Annotated in this window: 22 protein-coding genes and 2 pseudogenes; 11 read left to right on the forward strand and 13 right to left on the reverse strand. The window is 46.9% G+C overall.

Features of this window, described 5'->3' with window-relative positions:
- Positions 1-81: 81 nt before the first annotated feature.
- A complete protein-coding gene (locus tag HRE53_RS20205) occupies positions 82-876 on the reverse strand; it encodes a HipA family kinase (protein ID WP_235107709.1) in 795 nt (264 codons plus the stop codon).
- Between the two features lie 170 nt (positions 877-1,046).
- Here HRE53_RS20205 and HRE53_RS20210 point away from each other — a divergent pair, with 170 nt between their 5' ends.
- The 4 genes from HRE53_RS20210 to HRE53_RS20225 all read left to right on the forward strand — a co-directional run bounded on the left by HRE53_RS20210 (position 1,047) and on the right by HRE53_RS20225 (position 3,257).
- Entirely contained in the window at positions 1,047-1,385 is a 339-nt protein-coding gene (locus HRE53_RS20210; protein ID WP_212666180.1) for a P-II family nitrogen regulator, read from the forward strand.
- Positions 1,386-1,492: 107 nt separating this feature from the next.
- Positions 1,493-1,669, forward strand: coding sequence for an amidase family protein (locus tag HRE53_RS20215; RefSeq protein ID WP_255801489.1), 177 nt, complete (start codon positions 1,493-1,495; stop codon positions 1,667-1,669).
- A gap of 289 nt (positions 1,670-1,958) precedes the next feature.
- Positions 1,959-2,375, forward strand: coding sequence for a bleomycin resistance family protein (locus HRE53_RS20220; RefSeq protein WP_235107711.1), 417 nt, complete (start codon positions 1,959-1,961; stop codon positions 2,373-2,375).
- A 210-nt stretch (positions 2,376-2,585) separates the two neighbouring features.
- On the forward strand, positions 2,586-3,257 hold the full coding sequence (locus HRE53_RS20225; protein WP_212665031.1) for a DUF3318 domain-containing protein: 672 nt from the start codon (positions 2,586-2,588) through the stop codon (positions 3,255-3,257).
- Here the strand turns inward: HRE53_RS20225 and HRE53_RS20230 are convergent.
- From HRE53_RS20230 to HRE53_RS20250, 5 genes are all read right to left on the reverse strand, one after another.
- Complete coding sequence (locus HRE53_RS20230) at positions 3,245-5,287, reverse strand: ribonuclease R family protein (RefSeq protein ID WP_235107712.1); 2,043 nt, start codon at positions 5,285-5,287, stop codon at positions 3,245-3,247. The genes HRE53_RS20225 and HRE53_RS20230 overlap by 13 nt on opposite strands.
- An 85-nt stretch (positions 5,288-5,372) precedes the next feature.
- Positions 5,373-5,588, reverse strand: a complete 216-nt coding sequence (rpsR, locus tag HRE53_RS20235) for a 30S ribosomal protein S18 (RefSeq protein WP_212665033.1) — start codon at positions 5,586-5,588, stop codon at positions 5,373-5,375.
- Positions 5,589-5,620: 32 nt separating this feature from the next.
- Complete coding sequence (gene rpmG, locus HRE53_RS20240; protein WP_010480755.1) at positions 5,621-5,809, reverse strand: 50S ribosomal protein L33; 189 nt, start codon at positions 5,807-5,809, stop codon at positions 5,621-5,623.
- A gap of 102 nt (positions 5,810-5,911) precedes the next feature.
- Positions 5,912-7,282: a four-carbon acid sugar kinase family protein gene (locus HRE53_RS20245; RefSeq protein WP_235107713.1), complete on the reverse strand. Its 1,371-nt coding sequence runs from the start codon at positions 7,280-7,282 to the stop codon at positions 5,912-5,914.
- A gap of 4 nt (positions 7,283-7,286) precedes the next feature.
- Entirely contained in the window at positions 7,287-7,835 is a 549-nt protein-coding gene (locus HRE53_RS20250; RefSeq protein ID WP_235107714.1) for a pyridoxamine 5'-phosphate oxidase family protein, read from the reverse strand.
- A 259-nt stretch (positions 7,836-8,094) separates the two neighbouring features.
- Here HRE53_RS20250 and HRE53_RS20255 point away from each other — a divergent pair, with 259 nt between their 5' ends.
- The gene (locus tag HRE53_RS20255; protein ID WP_212665036.1) at positions 8,095-8,589 is read left to right on the forward strand and encodes a hypothetical protein; all 495 of its coding nucleotides are present in this window, start codon (positions 8,095-8,097) and stop codon (positions 8,587-8,589) included.
- 132 nt (positions 8,590-8,721) lie between these two features.
- On the opposite strand, the gene HRE53_RS20260 is transcribed toward HRE53_RS20255, so the two are convergent.
- On the reverse strand, positions 8,722-9,234 hold the full coding sequence (locus HRE53_RS20260; protein ID WP_235107715.1) for an FxLYD domain-containing protein: 513 nt from the start codon (positions 9,232-9,234) through the stop codon (positions 8,722-8,724).
- A 252-nt stretch (positions 9,235-9,486) separates the two neighbouring features.
- On the opposite strand from HRE53_RS20260, the pseudogene HRE53_RS34930 reads away from it, so the two are divergent.
- Positions 9,487-9,675, forward strand: a pseudogene (locus HRE53_RS34930) (alcohol dehydrogenase catalytic domain-containing protein); the annotation flags it as partial.
- Positions 9,676-9,806: 131 nt separating this feature from the next.
- Positions 9,807-10,712, forward strand: a complete 906-nt coding sequence (locus HRE53_RS20270; RefSeq protein ID WP_235107716.1) for an NAD(P)-dependent oxidoreductase — start codon at positions 9,807-9,809, stop codon at positions 10,710-10,712.
- Between the two features lie 17 nt (positions 10,713-10,729).
- Here HRE53_RS20270 and HRE53_RS20275 read toward each other — a convergent pair whose 3' ends face one another.
- Together HRE53_RS20275 and cutA are read right to left on the reverse strand one after the other, a co-directional pair.
- Positions 10,730-11,062: a DUF565 domain-containing protein gene (locus HRE53_RS20275; protein ID WP_212665039.1), complete on the reverse strand. Its 333-nt coding sequence runs from the start codon at positions 11,060-11,062 to the stop codon at positions 10,730-10,732.
- 18 nt (positions 11,063-11,080) lie between these two features.
- Complete coding sequence (gene cutA / locus HRE53_RS20280; RefSeq protein ID WP_235107717.1) at positions 11,081-11,401, reverse strand: divalent-cation tolerance protein CutA; 321 nt, start codon at positions 11,399-11,401, stop codon at positions 11,081-11,083.
- Positions 11,402-11,612: 211 nt separating this feature from the next.
- Between cutA and HRE53_RS20285 the strand changes: the two genes are divergently transcribed.
- Positions 11,613-13,256 (forward strand): cyclic peptide export ABC transporter, encoded by a 1,644-nt coding sequence (locus tag HRE53_RS20285; RefSeq protein ID WP_235107718.1) that lies wholly within the window; start codon positions 11,613-11,615, stop codon positions 13,254-13,256.
- Between the two features lie 60 nt (positions 13,257-13,316).
- On the opposite strand, the gene HRE53_RS20290 is transcribed toward HRE53_RS20285, so the two are convergent.
- The 3 genes and pseudogenes from HRE53_RS20290 to pds form a co-directional block, all read right to left on the reverse strand.
- Positions 13,317-14,192, reverse strand: coding sequence for a 6-carboxytetrahydropterin synthase (locus HRE53_RS20290; protein WP_235107719.1), 876 nt, complete (start codon positions 14,190-14,192; stop codon positions 13,317-13,319).
- Positions 14,193-14,306: 114 nt separating this feature from the next.
- Entirely contained in the window at positions 14,307-15,248 is a 942-nt protein-coding gene (locus HRE53_RS20295) for a phytoene synthase (protein WP_212665043.1), read from the reverse strand.
- A pseudogene (pds, locus tag HRE53_RS20300) lies at positions 15,232-16,678 on the reverse strand (15-cis-phytoene desaturase). The gene HRE53_RS20295 and the pseudogene pds overlap by 17 nt, the downstream one beginning before the upstream one ends.
- Positions 16,679-16,975: 297 nt before the next feature.
- Here pds and HRE53_RS20305 point away from each other — a divergent pair.
- The gene (locus HRE53_RS20305) at positions 16,976-17,962 is read left to right on the forward strand and encodes a methyltransferase domain-containing protein (RefSeq protein ID WP_235107720.1); all 987 of its coding nucleotides are present in this window, start codon (positions 16,976-16,978) and stop codon (positions 17,960-17,962) included.
- Positions 17,963-18,005: 43 nt separating this feature from the next.
- Here HRE53_RS20305 and HRE53_RS20310 read toward each other — a convergent pair whose 3' ends face one another.
- A complete protein-coding gene (locus HRE53_RS20310; RefSeq protein ID WP_235107721.1) occupies positions 18,006-19,172 on the reverse strand; it encodes a glycosyltransferase family 4 protein in 1,167 nt (388 codons plus the stop codon).
- A 183-nt stretch (positions 19,173-19,355) separates the two neighbouring features.
- Between HRE53_RS20310 and HRE53_RS20315 the strand changes: the two genes are divergently transcribed.
- Together HRE53_RS20315 and HRE53_RS20320 are read left to right on the forward strand one after the other, a co-directional pair.
- Positions 19,356-19,841, forward strand: a complete 486-nt coding sequence (locus HRE53_RS20315; RefSeq protein WP_235111178.1) for a DUF4874 domain-containing protein — start codon at positions 19,356-19,358, stop codon at positions 19,839-19,841.
- A 4-nt stretch (positions 19,842-19,845) separates the two neighbouring features.
- On the forward strand, positions 19,846-20,643 hold the full coding sequence (locus HRE53_RS20320; protein ID WP_235107722.1) for a DUF4832 domain-containing protein: 798 nt from the start codon (positions 19,846-19,848) through the stop codon (positions 20,641-20,643).
- Positions 20,644-20,662: the final 19 nt, after the last annotated feature.

Genomic DNA, 20,662 nt, shown 5'->3' on the forward strand with positions numbered 1-20,662 from the left:
TAGGGGGTTTTTTAGTGCCATGGAAATTGAGCAAAGCAATCTTATTTTTCTGATCAAGGGATAAGGCATCCGTTGAGTACTTCAGGCTTGTAATGCCCCGTTCTGTAGCTCTGCCACAAAAGGTCTAGGAAATTTCAAGCGTTTCCACAAAAAAGCCCCATAGGCTTGCCGCCGTCGTTCAATCTGCTCGGCTACCGCGCCTGGACGACAGAGGGGCTGCAAAAAACAATCTGGGAGTTGGGCCACAGTATTTTGGATCACTTCTCTAGAAAGCTTTGCTGTCAATGCTGAGTCCCATTGATGGAGTGCAGTGGCCTTTTCCCAAAACAGATGACGATCCATGGCGTAATTTAACCGACGGGGAACGTCTTCGGTGACATTTGACCAGTTGTACTGAAAGGGAAGAGCGGCTCCATGATCAATCACCCACAGCTGATTTTGGCCAACCATCATGTTGGGATTGGACGGGGTACGGTCTCGATTCATGACCAAGGCATCCAACCACATGACCTGACAAGCCAAATCCTGATCAACGCCATCGACTTCTCTAGGGCGAATATCTCTAGCCCTATCTAGATATTGAAAGCCCAAATTTAGGCCATGACTGGCCCCTAAAAGATCTAAAAACTCATCTTCATGGATGTTGTTATGGGTAGCAGCATCAATTGAAATCAGGACCTGACTGGGAACCCATAGCCCTATCGCTTCAGCCAATGCCGCCACCACTATTTCTGATACCAAGGCTGCAGTACCTTGGGCCGCCCCTCGCAGCTTGGTCAAGAAGTATCCGGCCTCCGTCTCCACCACTATTGGCCGAGAACTGCCACATCTGGGAGCCGACATAATCCGAATGGCCTGATAAGTTGGGAGTTGCACAATGATGCCCCAAAGCGTGAGGTTGCTTCTCTAGCATTGCATCTCACTCGGTGATCTGCGGCGAAGTTAACGACCGATTGAGAACTGTATCAAAAAAGACTGTTCACCAGAATAGGGTTAACAATGGTGATGTAAGTTTTGCGACTCAATGCAGGTCTGTCATGTCTCAGATGAGGACAATCACCGCATTAATCAGGCCCCATCAGTGTGATGAGGTCAAAATGGCCCTTGTCCAACTGGGAATTGTCGATATTACCCTGTCGGATGTTAAAGGGTTTGGTAGGCAGAAGGGATTACTGCAACAGTATCGAGGCTCAGATACCGAGATTCGGTTTCAGAGGAAACTAAAAGTAGAAGTCAAGGTTGACCAAGAGATGGTCGCGGCTGTCGTTGAAAAGATAGCCTTAGCGGCTCGAACAGGCCAAGTCGGAGATGGCAAGATATTTGTTTCCCCTCTACTGAAGGTGGTTCAGGTTCGTACGGGGGAAGAGCGGATTGAATTGGCATAAATATAGTTTGGGCTATTACTTCCGCTTTCTCCCATTGTCCTGCCTGGAGTGCCGTTGATGTTGCGGGTTGGTTTTACCCCTATAGCATTGCGAATGGAGCAGACACCATCCCCTTTAATTTAAGTGGGCATCCTGCTGTAGTGATTCCAGTTGGGCAAACCCAGAAGAGCTTATCCATTGGTTTACAAATAGTCGGTAAACGATGGCGAGAGATGAAACTTTTTGCGATCGCAAAAGAAATTGACCAAATGGTTGGCGCTTTTCAAAGCCCCAAAGGCTATTGAGAAGTCCCGAAGGTTTAACTGAGCCAGCAAACATTGCCCGTTCTAGATATGTGTTTGTAGAGTCTATGAACTCCTTGTTGTTTAGAACAAGACAAGAGCTTAGTTTTACCGAGAAGAGCATCAGAAAAAATTTGGGTCATGAACAAGTTTATTGCCAGTCCCATAAGGGGGGAGAACACCCTATTCTTCCCGAAAGCCAGGGAGTTACATAGAGAAAATTCAGCTGATTTTATGAGTTTGGATCAGGCATCAGTCATGCATACTGACACCATAGATACTGGAGGTAAAAGTGACTCACCTTCCTCACCCAACCGCTTCACCCAACCATTTTTCAGGTCTTGCCCCTATCCTGAACGTCAGCAATATTCCTAGGAGTATTGATTTCTACGTTAATCTCCTTGGCTTCCAGCAAGATTGGGCTTGGGGAGACCCACCCACATTTGCCTCAGTTTCTAGGGATGATGTCTGCATCTTTCTATGCCAAGGTGCACAAGGTCAATCTGATATGTGGCTATCCATTTTTGTCCATGATGTCGATGCACTATACGCAATGTATAAAGATAAGGATGTCAACATTCGACAAGCACCGACCAATTTTGCTTGGGGGATGAGAGAGATGAATATCGAAGACCCTGATGGACATCGTTTACGCATTGGGACTGCCACTGATGCACCAAGCGATGGCATCCCTTTATGTGAAAGTTGATGATTAGGCAATGGTTTGCGCAGTTTTCAATCCATAAAAGTTTAGATCGGGGTAGGATTCATTCCCCGTTTGCAAATCTTGTAACCCAATAGACCAGAACATTCGGTATGATTCTGGGAACAGAGTAGAGCGGCTGAACCGAAATAAGCCAGCTATACTCCTAATATATGGATCTTTACGATTGTTGTTTATCATTCCACATTTGAATTCATGGTCTACGGAACATCCTCTGCTCGGGCTGAAATGAGTGAACTTCGGCGTCTGCGAACGCTCCTGCCACCTGAGCTGCAAAGCTGGGTTACCGTAGAAGCGACAACCGCCACCAACGCCTCCCTAATTACCTGTGAAGAACTAGGTCAAGATGAGGTGGAAATCCAAATTGACCTGCTGAAGTGGGAGCAATATGCCAAGGACCAGCGCAACCTCCTGTTTTGGCATCAAGTGGCTCGGGTTCAGAACGACACCATTCCCCGGGATGGCTGGGAAATGGCAGCCCTAGCTATTGGTTTAGGCGGTGCGGTCGGTGAGCTATGGGTTCAAGATGGATTACTGCTGATGTTGGCCTTGGGCCTATGTGGCGTATCGGGATGGCGACTGTATCAGCGCAATAACTCCCAAAAAAGTGTTGATGATCTAACAGCTGCGGATCAAAAAGCGATCGCCCTCGCGACTCGCTTTGGCTACACCCTCCCCAATGCCTATAAAAGCTTAGGCAGTGCCTTAAAAATCTTGATTGATCAATCTCCTAGCCGTCGTAACCGTAAGCGATATGAAACCCGCCTGCAGGCATTGAAAGATAGTGCTGCAGAAGCTAAAGCTAGAAGCCAATCTATGCGCGCAGAGCAGCGCAACCGGATGCCGGACATGAACTACCCTTCCTGAGCAGCATCAGGTGAGGCAGTGAAACATTCCTGCAGCTGAATCCGATCCAAGCGGGGATTTACAGACGCCACTTTGACATCCAGACGGTCCCCCAAAACAACAGGGTGATCCAAGCGCATCACTAATTCCAGTCCTAAATCTTCTAGCAGAATCAGGGCCAGGTTCTCATGCTCACGCAACCACCGCAATACCATTGCTGGCCAGATCGTCTGGCCATGCTGCCGTAAATACTCCAAACTCCAGTAGCGATTGGTTTGCCGTTCTAGAAGAGTTGCCTCTTGGGCCGCCGTGGTCACGCTTGGAATCAGCGTTGTTAAGTCAGTTTTGCTGAAGGGCAAATCCTCCTCTCTGAGGTGAGCCTTAATTTGGAAATGAGCTACTAAATCCGCATAGCGACGGATGGGGGACGTGACTTGGCAATAACAATCCAGCCCCAAGCTGGCATGGCGAGCGGGACTAATACTGACTTCACTGCGAGGCATGCAGCTACGGATAGCGCAATAGCGGACAAACCCTGGTGCGAGCTGTAAAAGTTCTTCTTCGGGGGGCAGTTCGGGCTGAGGTTGGTGACGGAAGGGCAGCGGCAAGTCATTATCTTGACCATACCGGGCTGCAACCTCCCCCGTCAGAATCATCATTTCAGCCACCAGGTTGCGGGCAGAAGAATCGTATAAGACCTGGATATCAACCTTTTCTCCCTCTACTTTGATAGAGGATTCTGGCATCTGGATGCTGATAGCTCCTTGGGATTTTCGCCAGACTTGGCGTTGTTTTGCCCATTGGGCCAAAGCCAACAGTTCAGACTCTGCCTCTACCCCAAGTTCCAACATCTCATCCACATCGGCATAGGTAAGACGATAGGTGGGCTGGACCTGGCTACAGCGAATCTCATAGGACTCAATCGCCCCTTCCGCCGAAAGGATGACGCCAAAGCTCAGGGCACAGCAGATCTGCCCCTGAACTAAACTCATGGGTCCCGTAGAAAGCTCCGTCGGGAACATGGGAATCATGCCCGTGGGCAGGTAAACCGTTGTGCCTCGGCGTTGGGCCTCCCGGTCCAAGTCATCTCCCAATGTGATCCAACGGCTGGGATCGGCAATATGGACCCAGACCCGCTGCTTACCGTCTGGCAAAACTTCTAAACTAAGGCCATCATCTATCTCAGACGTGCTTTCATCATCAATGGTATAGACTTTCAAACTGGTCAAGTCGTGACGTTCAGCATGTAAGTCTGGTGGCGGCATTTTCAGTAATTGATCAACGGCAGCGACAACAGACGACGAAAACTGGAGTGGGGTTTTGCTGCGATATAGATGTAAGTTTTGGTGGGGATCCCAGATCTTCACATCCACTAACAACTGAAAAGCCGCATCTGGCGAGGTCGCTCGCTTCAACGTTGACAAGATTTCAGTGGCAGTCGCACGAGTGGTGGCTTCATCTCCTAAAGCCGCAAATTTTTCTAAAGCTTGGAGATAGGTGCGCTCGTATCCTTCCCACTCTAAGGTATTACCCGCGATCGCCTGCTCTAGTTTTTGATAAAAAGCTTGTTGTTCTTGCTGACGCTTGGCTTGCTGCTCAAGCTGATGCTGAAGTTCTGCGACTTGGCTAGCTGAGCGAGGTTCAAAGCGGTCCCCTTTTTGCTTAAAGTAGATTCGGTCATCGGTCAGCAAGCAATGGGCCGCATAACAGAGCGGTGGACTTTGATCTGAAAACAATAGCTGGGCCAAATCAGCTGGTGAGGCTGACTGGGAATCTTCAAGCAAAATCTCCCAAGCCACCTCTAAGCTGCTTGGGTCAATATAAGACTCGGCCTCTGTCTGAAATTCAGTAATTTCAGAAGGCATAAAGGTTTTCCCCGCAACCACAAAGGTAAATTGTCGAGGATGAAGCGTATGGGATTGTCCAGATTGATCGACAACAACCCAATTCTTCTTACCTTCGGGTCGAGCAACTACGCCCAATTGAAAGGGACGCTGCCCTTCGGCACAATCGCCCCGCCTTTTAAATTCAATTAATGTTCCTTTCTCCACCCAATTGGCTCATCCAATCTCAGTAGTTATGACAAGTATGAACTAGCCCATAGCAGGGGTAGTTCAAGAAGCCTGTACCTACCATCTAACCTTCGCGGTTGATGAAAGGAAGCAATGCAACGACTCGAGCCTGCTTGATGGCACGGGTCAAATCTCGCTGTTGGCGAGCAGTGAGGCCAGTAATCCGTCGAGGCAAAATCTTGCCGCGTTCTGTGATAAAGCGACGGAGTAGATCAACATCCTTGTAATCAATCGGATCACCTGGCTTGATCGGAGAAACACGGCGACGATAGTAAGGCATAAGGTCTTGATGAACGTTTAATAGGTGGACAACTACTTGATTTCTTTGTGGTTCGTATGCTTATTGCAATGGGTACAGAATTTCTTCAGTTCCAGACGAGACGTGGTATTTCGTCTATTTTTTGTGGTTGTGTACCGGGATACCCCTGGTGATCGCTTATTGGAGTTGGACCGACATTCGGTACATTCCAATGTGACGATGATCCGAACACCTTTTGCCATGTGTTTTTACCGCATCAAAATTTCTAATTGGACACAAACGATAATTATCTCATGATTGATCGAAAATCAGCTACTTTTTTTTTACGTTTTTCAATACTGCAATTATCCCTCACCTATTTGATCTACAGGAGCTGACTGTCGAGACAACCGATGGTAAACCTTGACAAGATCTTCCGATTGGCCAACATTCCCCGGAAATAAAACCACCAGCATTTGAGGGAAATCATGATCCGGTGCAGTTTGCACGACACAACACCCAGGCAAAACTTGGCCCAATAGTCTGACAGAAGACAAGTTTAGACCGCGAGCCAAAATAACATTCGAGGTCATTCCTCCTTTGCTCACTAAGTACCCTAGATGAGTGGGCAGTTGTTGCACAATATCTGCTAACAAACTAGTAACCCGGACACTAAACCGGAGTCGCTCTAGCAAATCTGAAAAGTCTAGAGGTTGGCGACTCGTATAAATCACGGGTGTATTGTGTCGGTGCAGTATGGCATCAACTTTCTCCAAAACCTGGGCTTTGATCAGGTTGCTATCCACTTCGCTATTTTGGAGGGGAGTGAGATTAATTTCGATTCCCTCGACTTGAGGCAAGGCTAATAAGGCCGTGAGTTGAGTCGTCGTTTTCTGGACGTAGGAGCCGACGATAAAAACCCCTGGATAAGCACTTTGAACCGTTTGCCCCATTGTTTCTGCTGGAATGGGTTGGGGAGGTAGATTTCCAAATGCGGTCAGTAGGCTGGCTGCACTGCGAAATAAAAACCGTTTTCCCTGAGCAGAAGCCAATAGGGTTCGTTGAGCAAAACGATCGAGATCGGCTTGAACGGCTGCATCTACAACTGCATATTGGTTGTCTTGCAATCCCATTAATCGCTCTAAGCTGGTTGCTTCAGGTTCATTCGTTGAAAAATAGGAGACTTGGGAGGCAGAAACTCGCCCCTCTGTTTTCTCGGCGATATAGTCTGCAAGAAAACTATGGCAATAGCCAAAAACGGGATCTTGGGCAAATTCAGTTTCGTGAACCGGAACAAGCTGATCGTGAGTTTGGATATAGTGAATACCGTTTTGGGTGATTCTGCCCCCTTCTAGGAAGGCCGGAACCAGGAACTGAGCATCAAAGGGGCCAAGTTCTTCCGTAATCACATCCGTCTCTAAAGGGTAATGACCCCGTAAGGTTGAGTCTGAACGGCTAACGATTAAATAGCGTGTGAGACAGTCTTTGCTATCTGTCGCAGATTGGATTTGCGCCATTGCCATCTTTAAATTGCGGCACACTTCCCGAGTGACTTGGGCTGCTTCTTCAGCCGATCGAGCACGGGTATTGGTCAAGATAAACAAAAGTGGCGACGCGTCTAATAACCCCTGGCAGAGAGTTTCTACATCCCACTGCAGCAATAACAAGCAACTATGGACGGTTTGCGATCCAGTTGGATCATCATCCAACACCACAATTTTGGGAGAGTCAGCCATCCCTTCAGTCCTCTGCCATCAACCCCGTCGGATAGCCATCAATGCTGACCTGATTTTTCTGGGCTTGATATTCTTGCAGGCCAGCCTTTCCTTTTTGAGTCGCCCAATTGATCAACTGGTCTCGATCGCCTTGGTATTCGTAAAGAGGAACACCAAACCCACAGGAAGTTTGGACAGATTCGATATGCAGCACGACAATCTGCCGGGTTCCGGGTAGGAGATCGAACGGTTTTATCCGGTCAGACCAGGTGCGATCCCACGGACGAATCACCTCTCCTTGCCCGTACAAACGCAGAATTAATGGATCCCCTGCAAAGCTGCAAAACATAATGGTTAACCGCCCATTCTCAGCCACATGGGCACTCGTCTCATTGCCACTACCCGTCAAATCTAGATAAGCAACTTCAGTTGCTCCCAGACATCTGAACGTATTCATGCCCTTAGGAGATAAATTGACACGGCCCTGAGACGGAGCCGATGCCGCGAAAAATATTTGTTGCTTTTGAATAAATGCTTGCAACGTTGGAGTTAGCTCAGAATAAAACTTGGCCATGACGCGGTTGAGGGAAACTTTGAAAATTCTTAGACAAAAATAGCCACATCAAATATAAAAAAAATATAAAAAATTAAGCGGTGTGGGTAAAGTTAAACAGCGATAGGCTCTGTTTGAAGCAGGGTATAGCTTAGATAGCTCAGAATTAGCCATTTTTTTGGGTACCAATCTGATTAACTGTCCCAAATGGGCTTGTGCAAATTTCCTATGTTCTCGATAATATTAGCTGGAAAGTATAAATACTTAGAGAAACAATATTATGTTCCGACTCAAATCCGCCTTAATCATAGGACTTTTAAGCGCTCTTTCCCTCACTGCTTGTAGTGAAGCAGGCGATGCCGTTAAGGATACTGCCGACAAAGCCAAAGAGACTGCTGCTGAAACCACTGAGAAGGTAACAGATACCGCAACTGAAACTGCAGAAAAAGCCAAAGATACCGTTTCAGATACCGTTAACAAAGGTGCAGACCTCGTTGCCCTCAAAGATAACGTTTCCACTATGAAGGACGGCGTTACCTCAACCTTAGACGCTGCAAAATCTGGAGATTTTGACACTGCAAAAACAGAATTTGCCAAAGTACAAGATGCTTGGCCTGCACTCAAAGACAGCATCAAGCCTGACTCTGCTCAATCCATTCAAGATGGTATTGAGAACGTCAAGACTAGCCTAGGTGAAGGCGAGCCCAATAAGGACAAAGTTGTTGGCGAACTGACCAACCTGCTGAAGTCTGTTACAGGCATCAAGCTAGGCTAGAGTTTCATTTTTTAAACTTGTAATCAATGCTAAGGGCTAGAAAACGTTTGTATTTTCTAGCCTTTCGTATATCTTCTCAAGAGATTGAACAGCCCAATCGTTGCTTGTCAGCAGCAGATTGGGCCATCATAGTTACTCAAAATCAGGACTAACCTGAAAGGCTGGATCGAGCAGTCGGACTTCATAGGCTTCATCAGGCGCAATGGTCCATAGAGTATCGGCAAAGGTAACGGATTGTCCTGGCGCGATGATACTGGGTTGGGGTTGAGCACTGCCCGTTTGCAACAAATTCCCCCTTCTATCCAGAATTTCATAGTTCACGGCTAAAACAGTCACTGGTCTATCATTTTCATTCGTGAGAATTCCAGATAAGTGAGAGGAGCCGTTGAGCTGAATGATGTAGTCTAAGCCAATATCTTCGACCTTAAGATTGCGAAGGATCTTGTTCAGCTTGACTTCTCGATTGGTACGGGCAGCATAATTGGACTGAACTGGTGATTTCGGCCTAGCACGCTCCGCCGCTTGGTTGAGATTGAGTAACTGCTGCCAATAGGATTGAAATTGCTGTTTTTGCTCCGCCGTCTCGCCAATAATGACTATATCTTGCTCAGCCTGGGCAACAGTGGGGAATACGAAGGGCAGCATTGTTAAACAACTCAACAGAACTTTCAGCAGGGTTGGAGAAGTGCGGTTTATCATTTCGCTCTCAGCCTTTTTATCACGAGTATTCAAGTCCCCTTTTCAACCCTAACGAACGGAAACTGGAATGAGTGTGATCAGTCATAAATCTTGCAGAGTAGCGTTTGCATGTCTCCAATGCTTGAAACAGTCCATACATCAGGCGTGGTAAGGGTTCTGAGATTGTTATCACCCCATCTGCTTTATGAGGATGAATGAATGGTCAACGCCTATGGGGCCTTTGAGCAAGGGGGAATCCTTCAACCCTACGAGTATGAACCTGGTCCGTTGGGAAGCCAACAGGTGGATATCCAAGTTACATATTGCGGCATCTGCCACAGTGACCTCAGCATGATCCAAAATGAGTGGGGGATGACTCAGTATCCCTTTGTGCCTGGCCATGAGATTGCTGTTAAAATGCTGGGTTTTGCGGCTCGGCATACCCTTATGCCCCAGACTGAGGTATTTCCCTTTGCCCAAGTCAATGAAGCGCTAGATAAATTACGCGGTCAGCCCCCTCCCTATCGATTGGTCCTGAAATGCTAAGTCCCAACAGCTCTGAATCCCCCCCAAAGATTCTGATTACCGGTGCCAGTGGCTTTCTGGGGTGGTCTCTCTGTCAAGTTGCTCAAGCCAGCTGGCAGGTTTTTGGCACAGCTTATTCCCATACCGTTCAAGTGCCAGGATGCTCCATGGTGACTGTCGATTTACGCAATTTTGCCGACCTCAAACAGGTCCTGCAGACGGTTCAACCATATGCGATTATTCACGCTGCAGCCCAAGGGCGTCCTCATGTTTGTCAAGCTGAGCCTGAAGCTACCTATGTCATCAATGTGGAAGTCTCTTGGCATCTAGCTGATTTGTGTGCGGAATATCGGATTCCACTACTATTTGTCTCAACCGATCTGGTTTTTGATGGGCAACATCCACCCTATAAGGAATCTGATGCTGTTTGCCCCCTTAATACTTACGGAGAGCAAAAGGTATTAGCAGAGCAGGGAATGTTGGAGCGCTATCCTTCAACCATCATTGCTCGTATGCCGCTCATGTTTGGTGTTGCACCCCATGCTTCCAGCTTTATTCAACCGATGATACAAAATCTAGAGACTGGCCAAGCTTTGCAATTGTTCGAGGATGAGTTTCGGACCCCTGTCAGCGGATTAGATGCAGCTCGTGGCATTCTGTTGGCCTTGGTCAAAGGTGAAGGATATATTCATTTAGGTGGACAGGAACGTCTCTCCAGATATGAAATGGGGCAACAGCTAGCAAATTGCTTAGGATACTCTGAATCTCTATTGGCAGGCTGTTCCCAGCAAGATGTATCACTTTCTACGCCTCGACCTGCAGATGTTTCTTTAGATAGTTCCCTCGCTTATTCCCTGGGCTATAACCCTAAGTTATTCGGCCCATCACTGTGCCACATGCTGACACCACCTAGTCCTTAAAGGTAGGTAGGGCTGGTCTAGCTTCCCAACATAAAGGCAATCACAAATAAGCCATAGGTGAGTCCCAACTTAAAGGTATTCAATGCCTCTCCCCAGAGGGCTTTGCGAGCGTTGCCACGGTTTTGATGAAAGATCCAGCTCACTACTTCTGTAAATAACAAGACTAGGGCTGCAACGGTGATATCGAGGTATGCTAACTGACCTGCGATCGCAGCAAAGGATACGCCGATATAAATTCCAAACAGCAGGGCAATCACCAGCACTGAAATTCGCCGCCAAGGGTTGCGCAGCTCCTGTTTCAGTTGCTGACCTAAACCAGAAACTAAGGTATTGAGACGGGTATTCTGCATCAGAAACGCTCCTAGCAGTTATAAATGGACCTGGGTTGAAATCCAGTTGAGATAGGACATCGAACCTGCCGTAACAGGCAAAGCAATGACTTCCGGCACATCATAGGTGTGCAATTCACGCACTTTAGTTTCTAAAGCCGTAAATTTATCCTGGTGAGTCTTGATCATCAACTGCCATTCTTGATCATGATGCACCTGTTTATCCCAGGTATAGATAGATGAGACGGGAAATAGACTGACACAGGCAGCTAGGTGATCACGCACGAGATGATTTGCGATCGCAACCGCTTCATCCTCGAAAGAGGTAGTCACCATCACCACAATAGCGTCTGTAGCCATGCTCGAAAATAACTTGTTAGGATTAACCACAGTGTATCGGCTATTCGCTCAAATCTGGCAGGGAAGCACTCTTGACATCGCAGTTATTGAATCTCACTAGCATTTAGTCCTTCTCAAATATCGTGCTCGGCTTCAGCATTAACCTTTATAGGTGTGTTGCTGAATTTTATGTTGCAGCCTCAATATCTATCGCACTTCACAAGGGGCATCCATGCAAATTATCTGGCTTCTTATCAAAGCGTCTTGGGTCAGTGCGACCTTAGCAATTCTGACTGGAATCATCAGCGGGATTTGTAGTGCACGACTGATTGCTTTGGTTAATTCTGCCATTAGCCAAAACTCTACCCAGTCACTGCTAATCTCCTTTGCCGGATTGTCTATTTTGGCCTTTGTGACCGGGAGCCTATCTCAGTTTCTACTGGTTGATCTGGCCCAAAATTCTGTCTATCAATTGCGCTTGCGTCTGAGTCAGCGAATTCTCACCTCTTCCCTACGGCAGTTAGAACAGTTAGGCCCCAGCCGACTGTTTGCGGTCTTAACCCAAGACGTACAGGCCATTTCTAATACCGTTTTTGTTATTCCATTCTTGTGTATTGACGTTGCGGTCGTAGGCGGATGCTTGATCTATCTGGGTTGGTTATCGATTTGGGTTTTTCTAATTGTGGTAGCCTTTATGGCCGTTGCGATTCCCTTGGTCCAGCTGTTGCTCAACTTCGCCTATCGCTATTTGAATCTGGCCCGCCAAGAAGATGATCAACTGTTTACCCATTTTCGTAGCATCACCGATGGCCTAAAAGAACTGAAGCTGCATTCTGTCCGAAGACAAACTTTTTTTACCGAAGATCTATCTGTCAGTGCGGCTAAATCGCGTCAATACCAAAAAAATGCCTTTAAGTTTGTGGCATTATCTAGTGGTGGCGGCCAGTTTCTATTCTTTCTGCTACTTGGGGTACTTCTGTTTGGTGTCCCGGAGGTCTTACCTTCCACTCAGGCCGTTTTACCCGCCTATATCCTCACCCTGTCTTATCTAATGGGGCCTTTGGGAAATATTATCCAGCGCTTGCCAAATCTAGCTAGTGCCAATGTCTCAATTCAAAAAGTCAACCAAATGGGATTGAAGCTGGCTAAAAATGCTGAGGTGGAAACGGTAGTTACAAAACCCACTCCCAAGGATTGGAACCAGTTGAAATTAGCAGGGGTTGTCCATACCTATCAAGATCCAGCAGCAGATCACCAGTTTAGGGTTGGACCGATTGATCTGACGATCAATTCAGGAGAGTTAGTCTTTATTGTCGGGGGCAATGGTAGTGGCAAATCTACTTTGGCAAAGCTGATTACAGGTTTATACGTCCCTGAGTCAGGAGAGATCCATTTGGATGCTGAGCCAATTGTAGACACCAATCTTGAGTGGTATCGGCAGCTTTTTTCGACAGTCTTTTCCGACTATTATCTGTTTGAGCGATTAATCAGCGAGGAGTTCGCTACCCTAGATGAACAAGCTCGGGCCTATTTACACAAGCTGGAGCTAGAGCAAAAAGTCTCCATACAAGATGGACAGCTATCCACCACAGGACTCTCTCAAGGTCAGCGAAAACGATTAGCCCTGTTGTCTGCCTATCTAGAAAATCGATCCATATACCTATTTGATGAATGGGCGGCAGACCAAGACCCTATTTTCCGGGAGATCTTTTACACGCAACTGTTAGCTGAACTCAAGCAGCGAGGCAAAACTATAATCGTGATCAGCCATGACGACCATTTCTTCCATCTGGCCGATCGGATCATCAAGCTTGATTACGGTCGCATTGAATCTGATGCGTATCTGGCTAGTGAAGTCCAGCAGAAGCTATCGTAACGCGCCCAGGTAATACCCTGTTTGCTCAGGAAACCTCCTGAGATTTAATTTTCCCAAAAACTAGCCCACTAATGCAGGTTCACTGACTCGACCAGAGAGCACTGGAGCCGTATCGAATAAGTCAGAGCACAACACTTCGCAGGAGTTATTGGGACTTTCAATTAGCTTAATCCGATGGAGTTCCGCCCCAATATTGAGAATTGGCTCTCGCAGCAGCTGGGCAATATAAACAGCAATATTTTCAGCCGTGGGCACCACGTCAGCAAAGTGAGGAATGTCCTTATTCAAGAATGTATGGTCAAGGGGTTCTAACACCACATCATCCACCAGATTTTGGAGGGCCACTAAATCCACAATCATGCCCGTCCGTTCATCCACCTCACCTTTGACAGTTATTTCCAGATGATAGTTATGGCCATGACCATTGGGCCGAGCGCATTTGCCATAGATTTCACAGTTTTCTTCAAAACTCAATTCGGGGAGTGCCAATCGATGCGCAGCACTAAAATGGCTTCCAACAGTTAAATAGGCTTCCATGCCAGCTCCTTCGTAGTCGGCCCAAAGTTTGGGATGTTCAAAAAGTTGAATGTTTACGATCGGCAAGTGGGGTTCTAACCGTTGCCAGATCACCCGTGCCAGATGCTCAGTCGTGGGCAGCGTTTCCTTAAACTCGGGCCATACCTCATTCAAATAGGAAAAATTGAGGGGGTCAGTGACCTCTCGCTTAATCACTTGTTTGACATCTGAGAGATTTAAGACCATTCCATATTGATCTAACTCGCCCCACATGGAAACGAATAGTTCATAGTTGTGGCCATGGCCAGGCGCTCGAGTACATAGCCCAAATTTCTCCTGATTTTCTGGTTCAGATAGCTCAGGTAACCAATACCGATGGCTGGCAGAAAACTCAGCTCGTCGGTGGATGACACATTTCATAACAGGGCAAACCGTAGCAACAGCCGCTCTTCATTGGAGATACGGCACTGACAACATTTCTTAATATTTTAACCTATAGTTCAGATTCCCTGGGCTAAGACTGAACTTCAGACTTTACAGGGATTTGAGCCAAGCCAAAGGCAAAGACATCAACTTGCGCCGACTTGGAACATAGGCCCGACGGGTAAACACATCGTATTGATTCTGCTCAATTACATCCAGAATTTGGCGATAGAGTACCAAAGCTGACCAGACAGGCCAGCGAGCATCCTTTTGTAGGGTGCTAATTCCCGACTCAGCCTGGGCAAAATACTGACGAGCTCGACGGATTTGGAACTTCATAAAAGCTCGCCAACGATCATCGACGACGCCATTGAACAAATCTGCTTCGGTGTAGTCAAAGGAAGCTAAATCTTCTAGGGGAAGGTAGATACGACCTCGGCGGGCATCTTCTCCCACGTCTCGCAGGATATTGGTGAGCTGATTAGCAATACCTAAATCGACGGCCTTGTTAATGGTATTGACTGGATTGTTGAGAATTCTGGGGGGACTCCAGGGCGCCTGCAAGCGATCGCAAAAGCATTCCACCCCCATAATCTCTGCCGACATTAGGCCAACCGTCCCGGCAACCCGGTAACAGTAGAGACGCAGATCTTCAAAAGTCTCGTAACGATCGCGCACTAAATCCATCCGCTGTCCGGCAATCATATCTCGGAACGGCTGGATATCTAGTCCATAGCGTTCTACGGTATCCACGAGGGCCACATCCGGGTCGTCCACAGGATGGCCTGCAAACACAGATTCAAGCTGTTCTTCCCACTTATCCAGCGTCTCAGAGGTAGTAAACGCCGCTTGGGGACCATCTACCAATTCATCCGTTAGCCGACACCAGACATAAATGGCCCAAACGCCTTGACGTTTTTCAGGCGACATCAGCTGGGTGCCAAGATAAAAAGTCTTGGCAAAATCGGCGGTAATTTGCCGACATTGCTCGTAGGAGTCTTCAAGAGACGCCAGTTTTTTTGTGGGTCTTGGAGTTTCAGGCAGTTGCAGCATTCGGAATTGACTGGGAAACTGGCTTGGACGTTACAGAAGCGTTATTTGAGGATGAAAGAGCTTTGGAGCTGTTGATAGCTTGTGCTGTCAGCTTACCAGAAAGCACCGCCCCCTCCATACTGCCTAGATATCGTTGCATGGTGTAACTTCCAGACAGAAAGAAGTTGGAGATAGGCGTTGTTTGCACCGGACGGAACTGTTGCCGGCCTGGAGTCGCCTTATAAACCGAGCGAGGCGTCTTCACCACTCGAGCTTTAAGCACCTTAGCCTGATCTGGAATCTCATCAGGGAAAAGTTTGGCCAATTCCCCTAAGGTAGCTTCAATAATATCTTCATCTGACCGACTGATCCAGTCCTCTGCCGGGGCCAGAACTAGCTCCAGCATTGACTTGTCTGGATCGGAATATTCCCGGCAAGCGTTACTCATATCCGCATAGACACTGAGCAACGGCGATCGCGAGAACAGTAAATGGTCAACATCGCTAAGCTTACGGTCAAACCATAGCTGAATACTGATTACAGGTACCCCTTCTAGTTCCTGGAGCTGTTGGAAATAGGGGGTGTCCTTCCAGTCGTCAGGCATCATCAGCTTCATAGCATCCACTGACATGGCTGAGACGTAGGCATCTGCAGTGATGGAGTACTCTTCTGTATCGGCAGACCCTTTCATCAAGAAATGGTTAACACTGCCATCTTCGTTGAGCACAATTTTTTTCAGGGGGGCATTCACGAGGACTTCGCCACCCCGTTCCGTCACATAGTCAACGATGGGCTGACAGAGCCGCTCTGGTGGAGCACCGTCCAAAAAGGCAATTTTAGACCCATAGCGCTCTTGTAAAAATCGGTTAAGAGCCGTTAGGGGAATAGTAGCTGAGACTTCATCCGGATTGATAAAGGTTAAAGCTTTAGATGCAGCAATAAAAATATCGGAATTGACTCGGTCATCAATCCCCTGCTTTTGCAGCCACTCCAACAAGGAGTACCGATCCATATCTTCAACGTATTTCTGGCCCCGAACAATCGCAGGCAGCAATCCGATCGCAAACCGTATCTTCTGCTCCCAACTCAACATGTCGTTATTGCGGAGAATAGAAATAACCACGTTGATGGGGGAAGGTAGGTCCGGCACATCAAATCGTGACAACACCCCCGGCTTTTCGGGCTGATTGAAAATCAAGGCATGTTTTTTCCACTGCAGTCGATCTTCAATATCCAGCTCCTTAAGTAACTGGAGCATGTTGGGGTAAGCCCCAAAGAAAGCGTGCAGTCCTGTTTCCACCCAGTCTCCGTCTTCATCTTTCCAGGCGGCCACTAAGCCCCCCCCCCAAGACAGAAGCTCGTTCTAAAACGATGGGAGTATGCCCTTGGTCAACTAAATATTTGGCACAGGAGAGACCAGCCAGACCTCCACCTGCGATCGCAACTCGCATGAATTGTTATGTCCCTAGGATTACAGCGTCTTTTCTGAACCACCGACCTGCCAAGTGGTGGTTTACAGCCCTAATTATACCTTTGCAAACTGTAACAATTCATGAAAACTAAAAAAAATATAAATTTTTCTGAAATGAACAGATGGAGTTAATGCGAAACACGTTCTATTTTGGCGATCTGCACAGCCCTTTGAGCCCAAACTCAACTAGCGATGCTGGCAAATCCTTCAAACCTCGTCACTACAAGATCTTGTTATATTTAAGAGCAAATTTAGCGTTTCACCCAGTCCCAATTAAATGAACCTTCTCTTTGTCCTGCTTGCTTTTTTTGCCCTGCTGGTAGTCGGTATTGCAGTTTACATTTTTACCGCCCGCAGCTATAACTCTGCCGACTCCGTTGCCACTTCCTACGATCAATGGACCGAAGATGGGATTTTAGAGTTTTATTGGGGCGAACATATTCATTTAGGCCATTACGGCTCCCCTCCCCATCGCAAGGATTTTTTGCAAGCCAAATATGACTTTGTCCATGAAATGGTGGCCTGGGGCGGTCTGGATAAGTCTCCCGTCGGGACAACTCTATTGGATGTGGGCTGTGGTTTTGGCGGCAGCAGTCGGGTTTTAGCCAAAGACTATGGCTTTTCCGTTACTGGTGTAACCATTAGTCCTAAACAGGTCGAACGGGCTGGAGAGCTAACGCCAGAAGGGGTAGATGCTCAGTTCAAAGTGGATGATGCCATGGCCTTATCCTATCCAGATGCCAGCTTCGACGTGGTTTGGTCTGTGGAAGCGGGGCCTCACATGCCGGACAAAGCGGTGTTTGCTAAAGAGCTTATGAGAGTGCTCAAGCCAGGTGGCATCTTGGTGCTAGCGGATTGGAACCAGCGAGACGATCGGCAAAAACCGCTGAATATCTGGGAGCGTCCGGTCATGCGTCAATTGCTGGATCAGTGGTCCCATCCTGCTTTTGCCAGCATAGAAGGCTTCTCTGAGGAACTAGCAGCAACGGGACTAGTCGACGGCAATGTGATCACTTCCGACTGGACGAAAGAGACGCTGCCTTCTTGGTTAGACTCCATTTGGCAGGGAGTGGCTCGACCAGCTGGCTTAGTTAAGTTCGGTTTTTCTGGCCTACTAAAATCTTTGCGGGAAGTCCCCACGATTTTATTGATGCGGTTGGCATTTGGAGCTGGGCTGTGCCGATTTGGTATGTTTCGGGCACAACGAGCAGATACTCCAGTAAAGCCCCACGCAGGCACTGTGAACGAGATTGCTCAGGTATAAAGTGATTTTGAGTTCGAACTATATTCTCAATGAATGGTTTCTATTATGTGGGTGAAGCAACACCTAAATTCTGATAGAAAGAGAATAAGCGTCTGAACACAACATTCTCGTCATACTCGGTTTCCACTCTTTGACGCCCCGCTAATCCATAGGCTGTTCTTAAATCTTGATCCGCCAATACTGTCCGTAGCGCTTTAGCCAAAGGGGTAGTGGTCTGTGACGGTACGATCAATCCTGTTTGACCTGGAAGCACTGCCTCTCGGCACCCCCGAATATCCGTAGTAACAACGGGTACACTCATGGCCATCGCTTCCAAAATAGAGCGCGGTAACCCTTCATGGGCAAATGTAGCCAGGACAAAAATATCCATGAGCCCTAGCATCTGCGGAATATCCGTTCGATCCCCAGTAAATGTGACATGGGATGTTAGGTTAAGCTGCTCAATTTTTTCAGTTAGCTGGTCGTAATAAGGTTCTGGATCGGATTTGAGTTCTCCTCCTACAATCAAAATGTGCAGGTGAGGAAATTCTTCAACTAACTGTGCTGCTGCTTCGATTAAATATCCACTGCCTTTGGTTCGGGTTAGTCGCCCAACCGTACCCACAATCAGTTTGGCAGAGGCCGGAATCCCCAACTCATCTCGCAAGCGAGATTGATGATCTGGATTTAATACACTTCGATTAAATCGTTCAATATCAACCCCATTACCGAGGTAGCCTAGTTTCGATTCCGGACATAATCTTTTCTGGGCTGCAGTCTCCAAGTCTTCATGATTTTGAGACAAAATGAGATCGGTGATTTTGGCACATCCATATTCAATCGCAAAATACATCTGAGATTGAAGGGGGGGAGTCAGTTGATGGAACGGAAGGCCGTGGGAGGTGTACACAATCGTGGGGACCCCTGCTAGCTTTGCCGCAATTCGTCCCAATACAGCAGCAATCGGGGTATGCACATGGACAAGATCGTAAGCCTGCGATCGCATCAACTGAATCAGATGCTGTATTGATTTAAAGTTTAAGACGGGCGAAATCTTACGATCTATTTGAATAGGATGAACTGTATATCCCTGGGCCTGTAGACGATCAACGGCACCATCGGGGGAGCAGGCAATATCAACCGTAAGGTGTTGCGATCGCAAGTAATCAATTTGAGGTAACAACAGCGTTTCGGCAGTAGCACCCAAAGCACAAACGTGTAAAACTTTCATTTCTTCTTTGTTTACCACTCTTCTGACTCAAGTAGACTTTTAAAAAATGGGCAAAGAACTGATGCAAAAAAAGATACAAAAAGCTAGCTCAGTACTATGGAGTTTTATGTTTTTATCAGCATACGTTAATGCTAGTACCAATAGAGCGATTGCTGCTGAAATAAGCGGCACACAATCTCGACAATACGAAAAAAGCAACGAAGACTTTCCCAATCCAGAAAGGGGTTTTTTTTTCCATATAATCCTTGGGGAACTCGACCTCGCCCTTCCCTTAAATTAAGTGAGCTTCAAAAGTTAAGAACCCAAAACATAACATTAGCTCGAAGAATCTATCTCATCTCAGAGTTTAGAACTAAACCCCTATCTAGGTCATTCCTAAATAAGGTATCAGCGGATCTTTCAACAGCCCGGAAGTCCGGGATAAAGTTAATTATCAGGTTTGCTTACAATTGGCTAGGAGGTGGGGAAGACACCTCAGTAGATAGAATAGTCTCTCATTTAGACCAGTTAGAGCCATTACTGAAAGATAATTATGATGCTATTGCCTATCTAGAAGCAGGATTTATTGGGTACTGGGGCGAATGGAATCGATCAACGAACGGATTACGAGCCAACCCTAAAGCCAGAAGAAAAATATTAAAAAAAATTATTGTCAGTTCTTCCCGCTGAACGAATGGTGGCCCTAAGATATTCCTATTACAAAGGTGATATTTTTAACCAGAAAAAACCGCTTGACCGTAGCGAAGCCTTCAATAGAAGCGATAGAGCCAGAATAGGAGCACATAATGATTGTTTTCTAGCTGGAATCGATGATTGGGGTACGTATAGCCACACCGATCTGAATATTATCAACAAACAGAAAGCCTTCTTACACTTGGACAACCGATATGTTGTACAGGGTGGTGAAGTCTGCAATCCCAGCCAGTATGATAACTGTCCAAACGCACAAAAAGAGCTAGCTTACATGCGCTGGAGTACATTAAATAGTTTCCCTTCTGATGGGAAAAGCATATTAGCAGACTGGGTAACTCAAGGCTGTATGGACAACATCAAGCATCGCCTCGGTTATCGGTTTAGGTTACTAAATGCAGAAATGTCTAACAAAATTGTATCTGGTGAACCGTTAGCTTTAAAATTTTCAATCATAAATGAGGGTTGGGCCATTGCCTATAACCCTCGAAAGCTAGAAATCGTTCTGCGCCACAAATCATCTGAACGGAACTATACTCTACTTACAAAAGAAAATCCTCAATATTGGTTGCCTGGGCAAAAAACTACTATCAATATCACTATCAATACCCCCAGTACTTTACCATCAGGAATATATGAAGTATTTTTGAATCTCCCAGATCCATCGAAGAAACTATCGCATCAGCCAGAGTATTCGATCAGACTGGCAAATGAAGATACTTGGGAAGAAAATACTGGGTTTAATTCACTAATAATGAATTTGCTAGTTAAGAGCAAGTAAATGACATTCAAAATTTTGA

This window comes from Acaryochloris sp. 'Moss Beach', from assembly GCF_021497025.1.
GTDB lineage: Bacteria > Cyanobacteriota > Cyanobacteriia > Thermosynechococcales > Thermosynechococcaceae > Acaryochloris > Acaryochloris marina_A.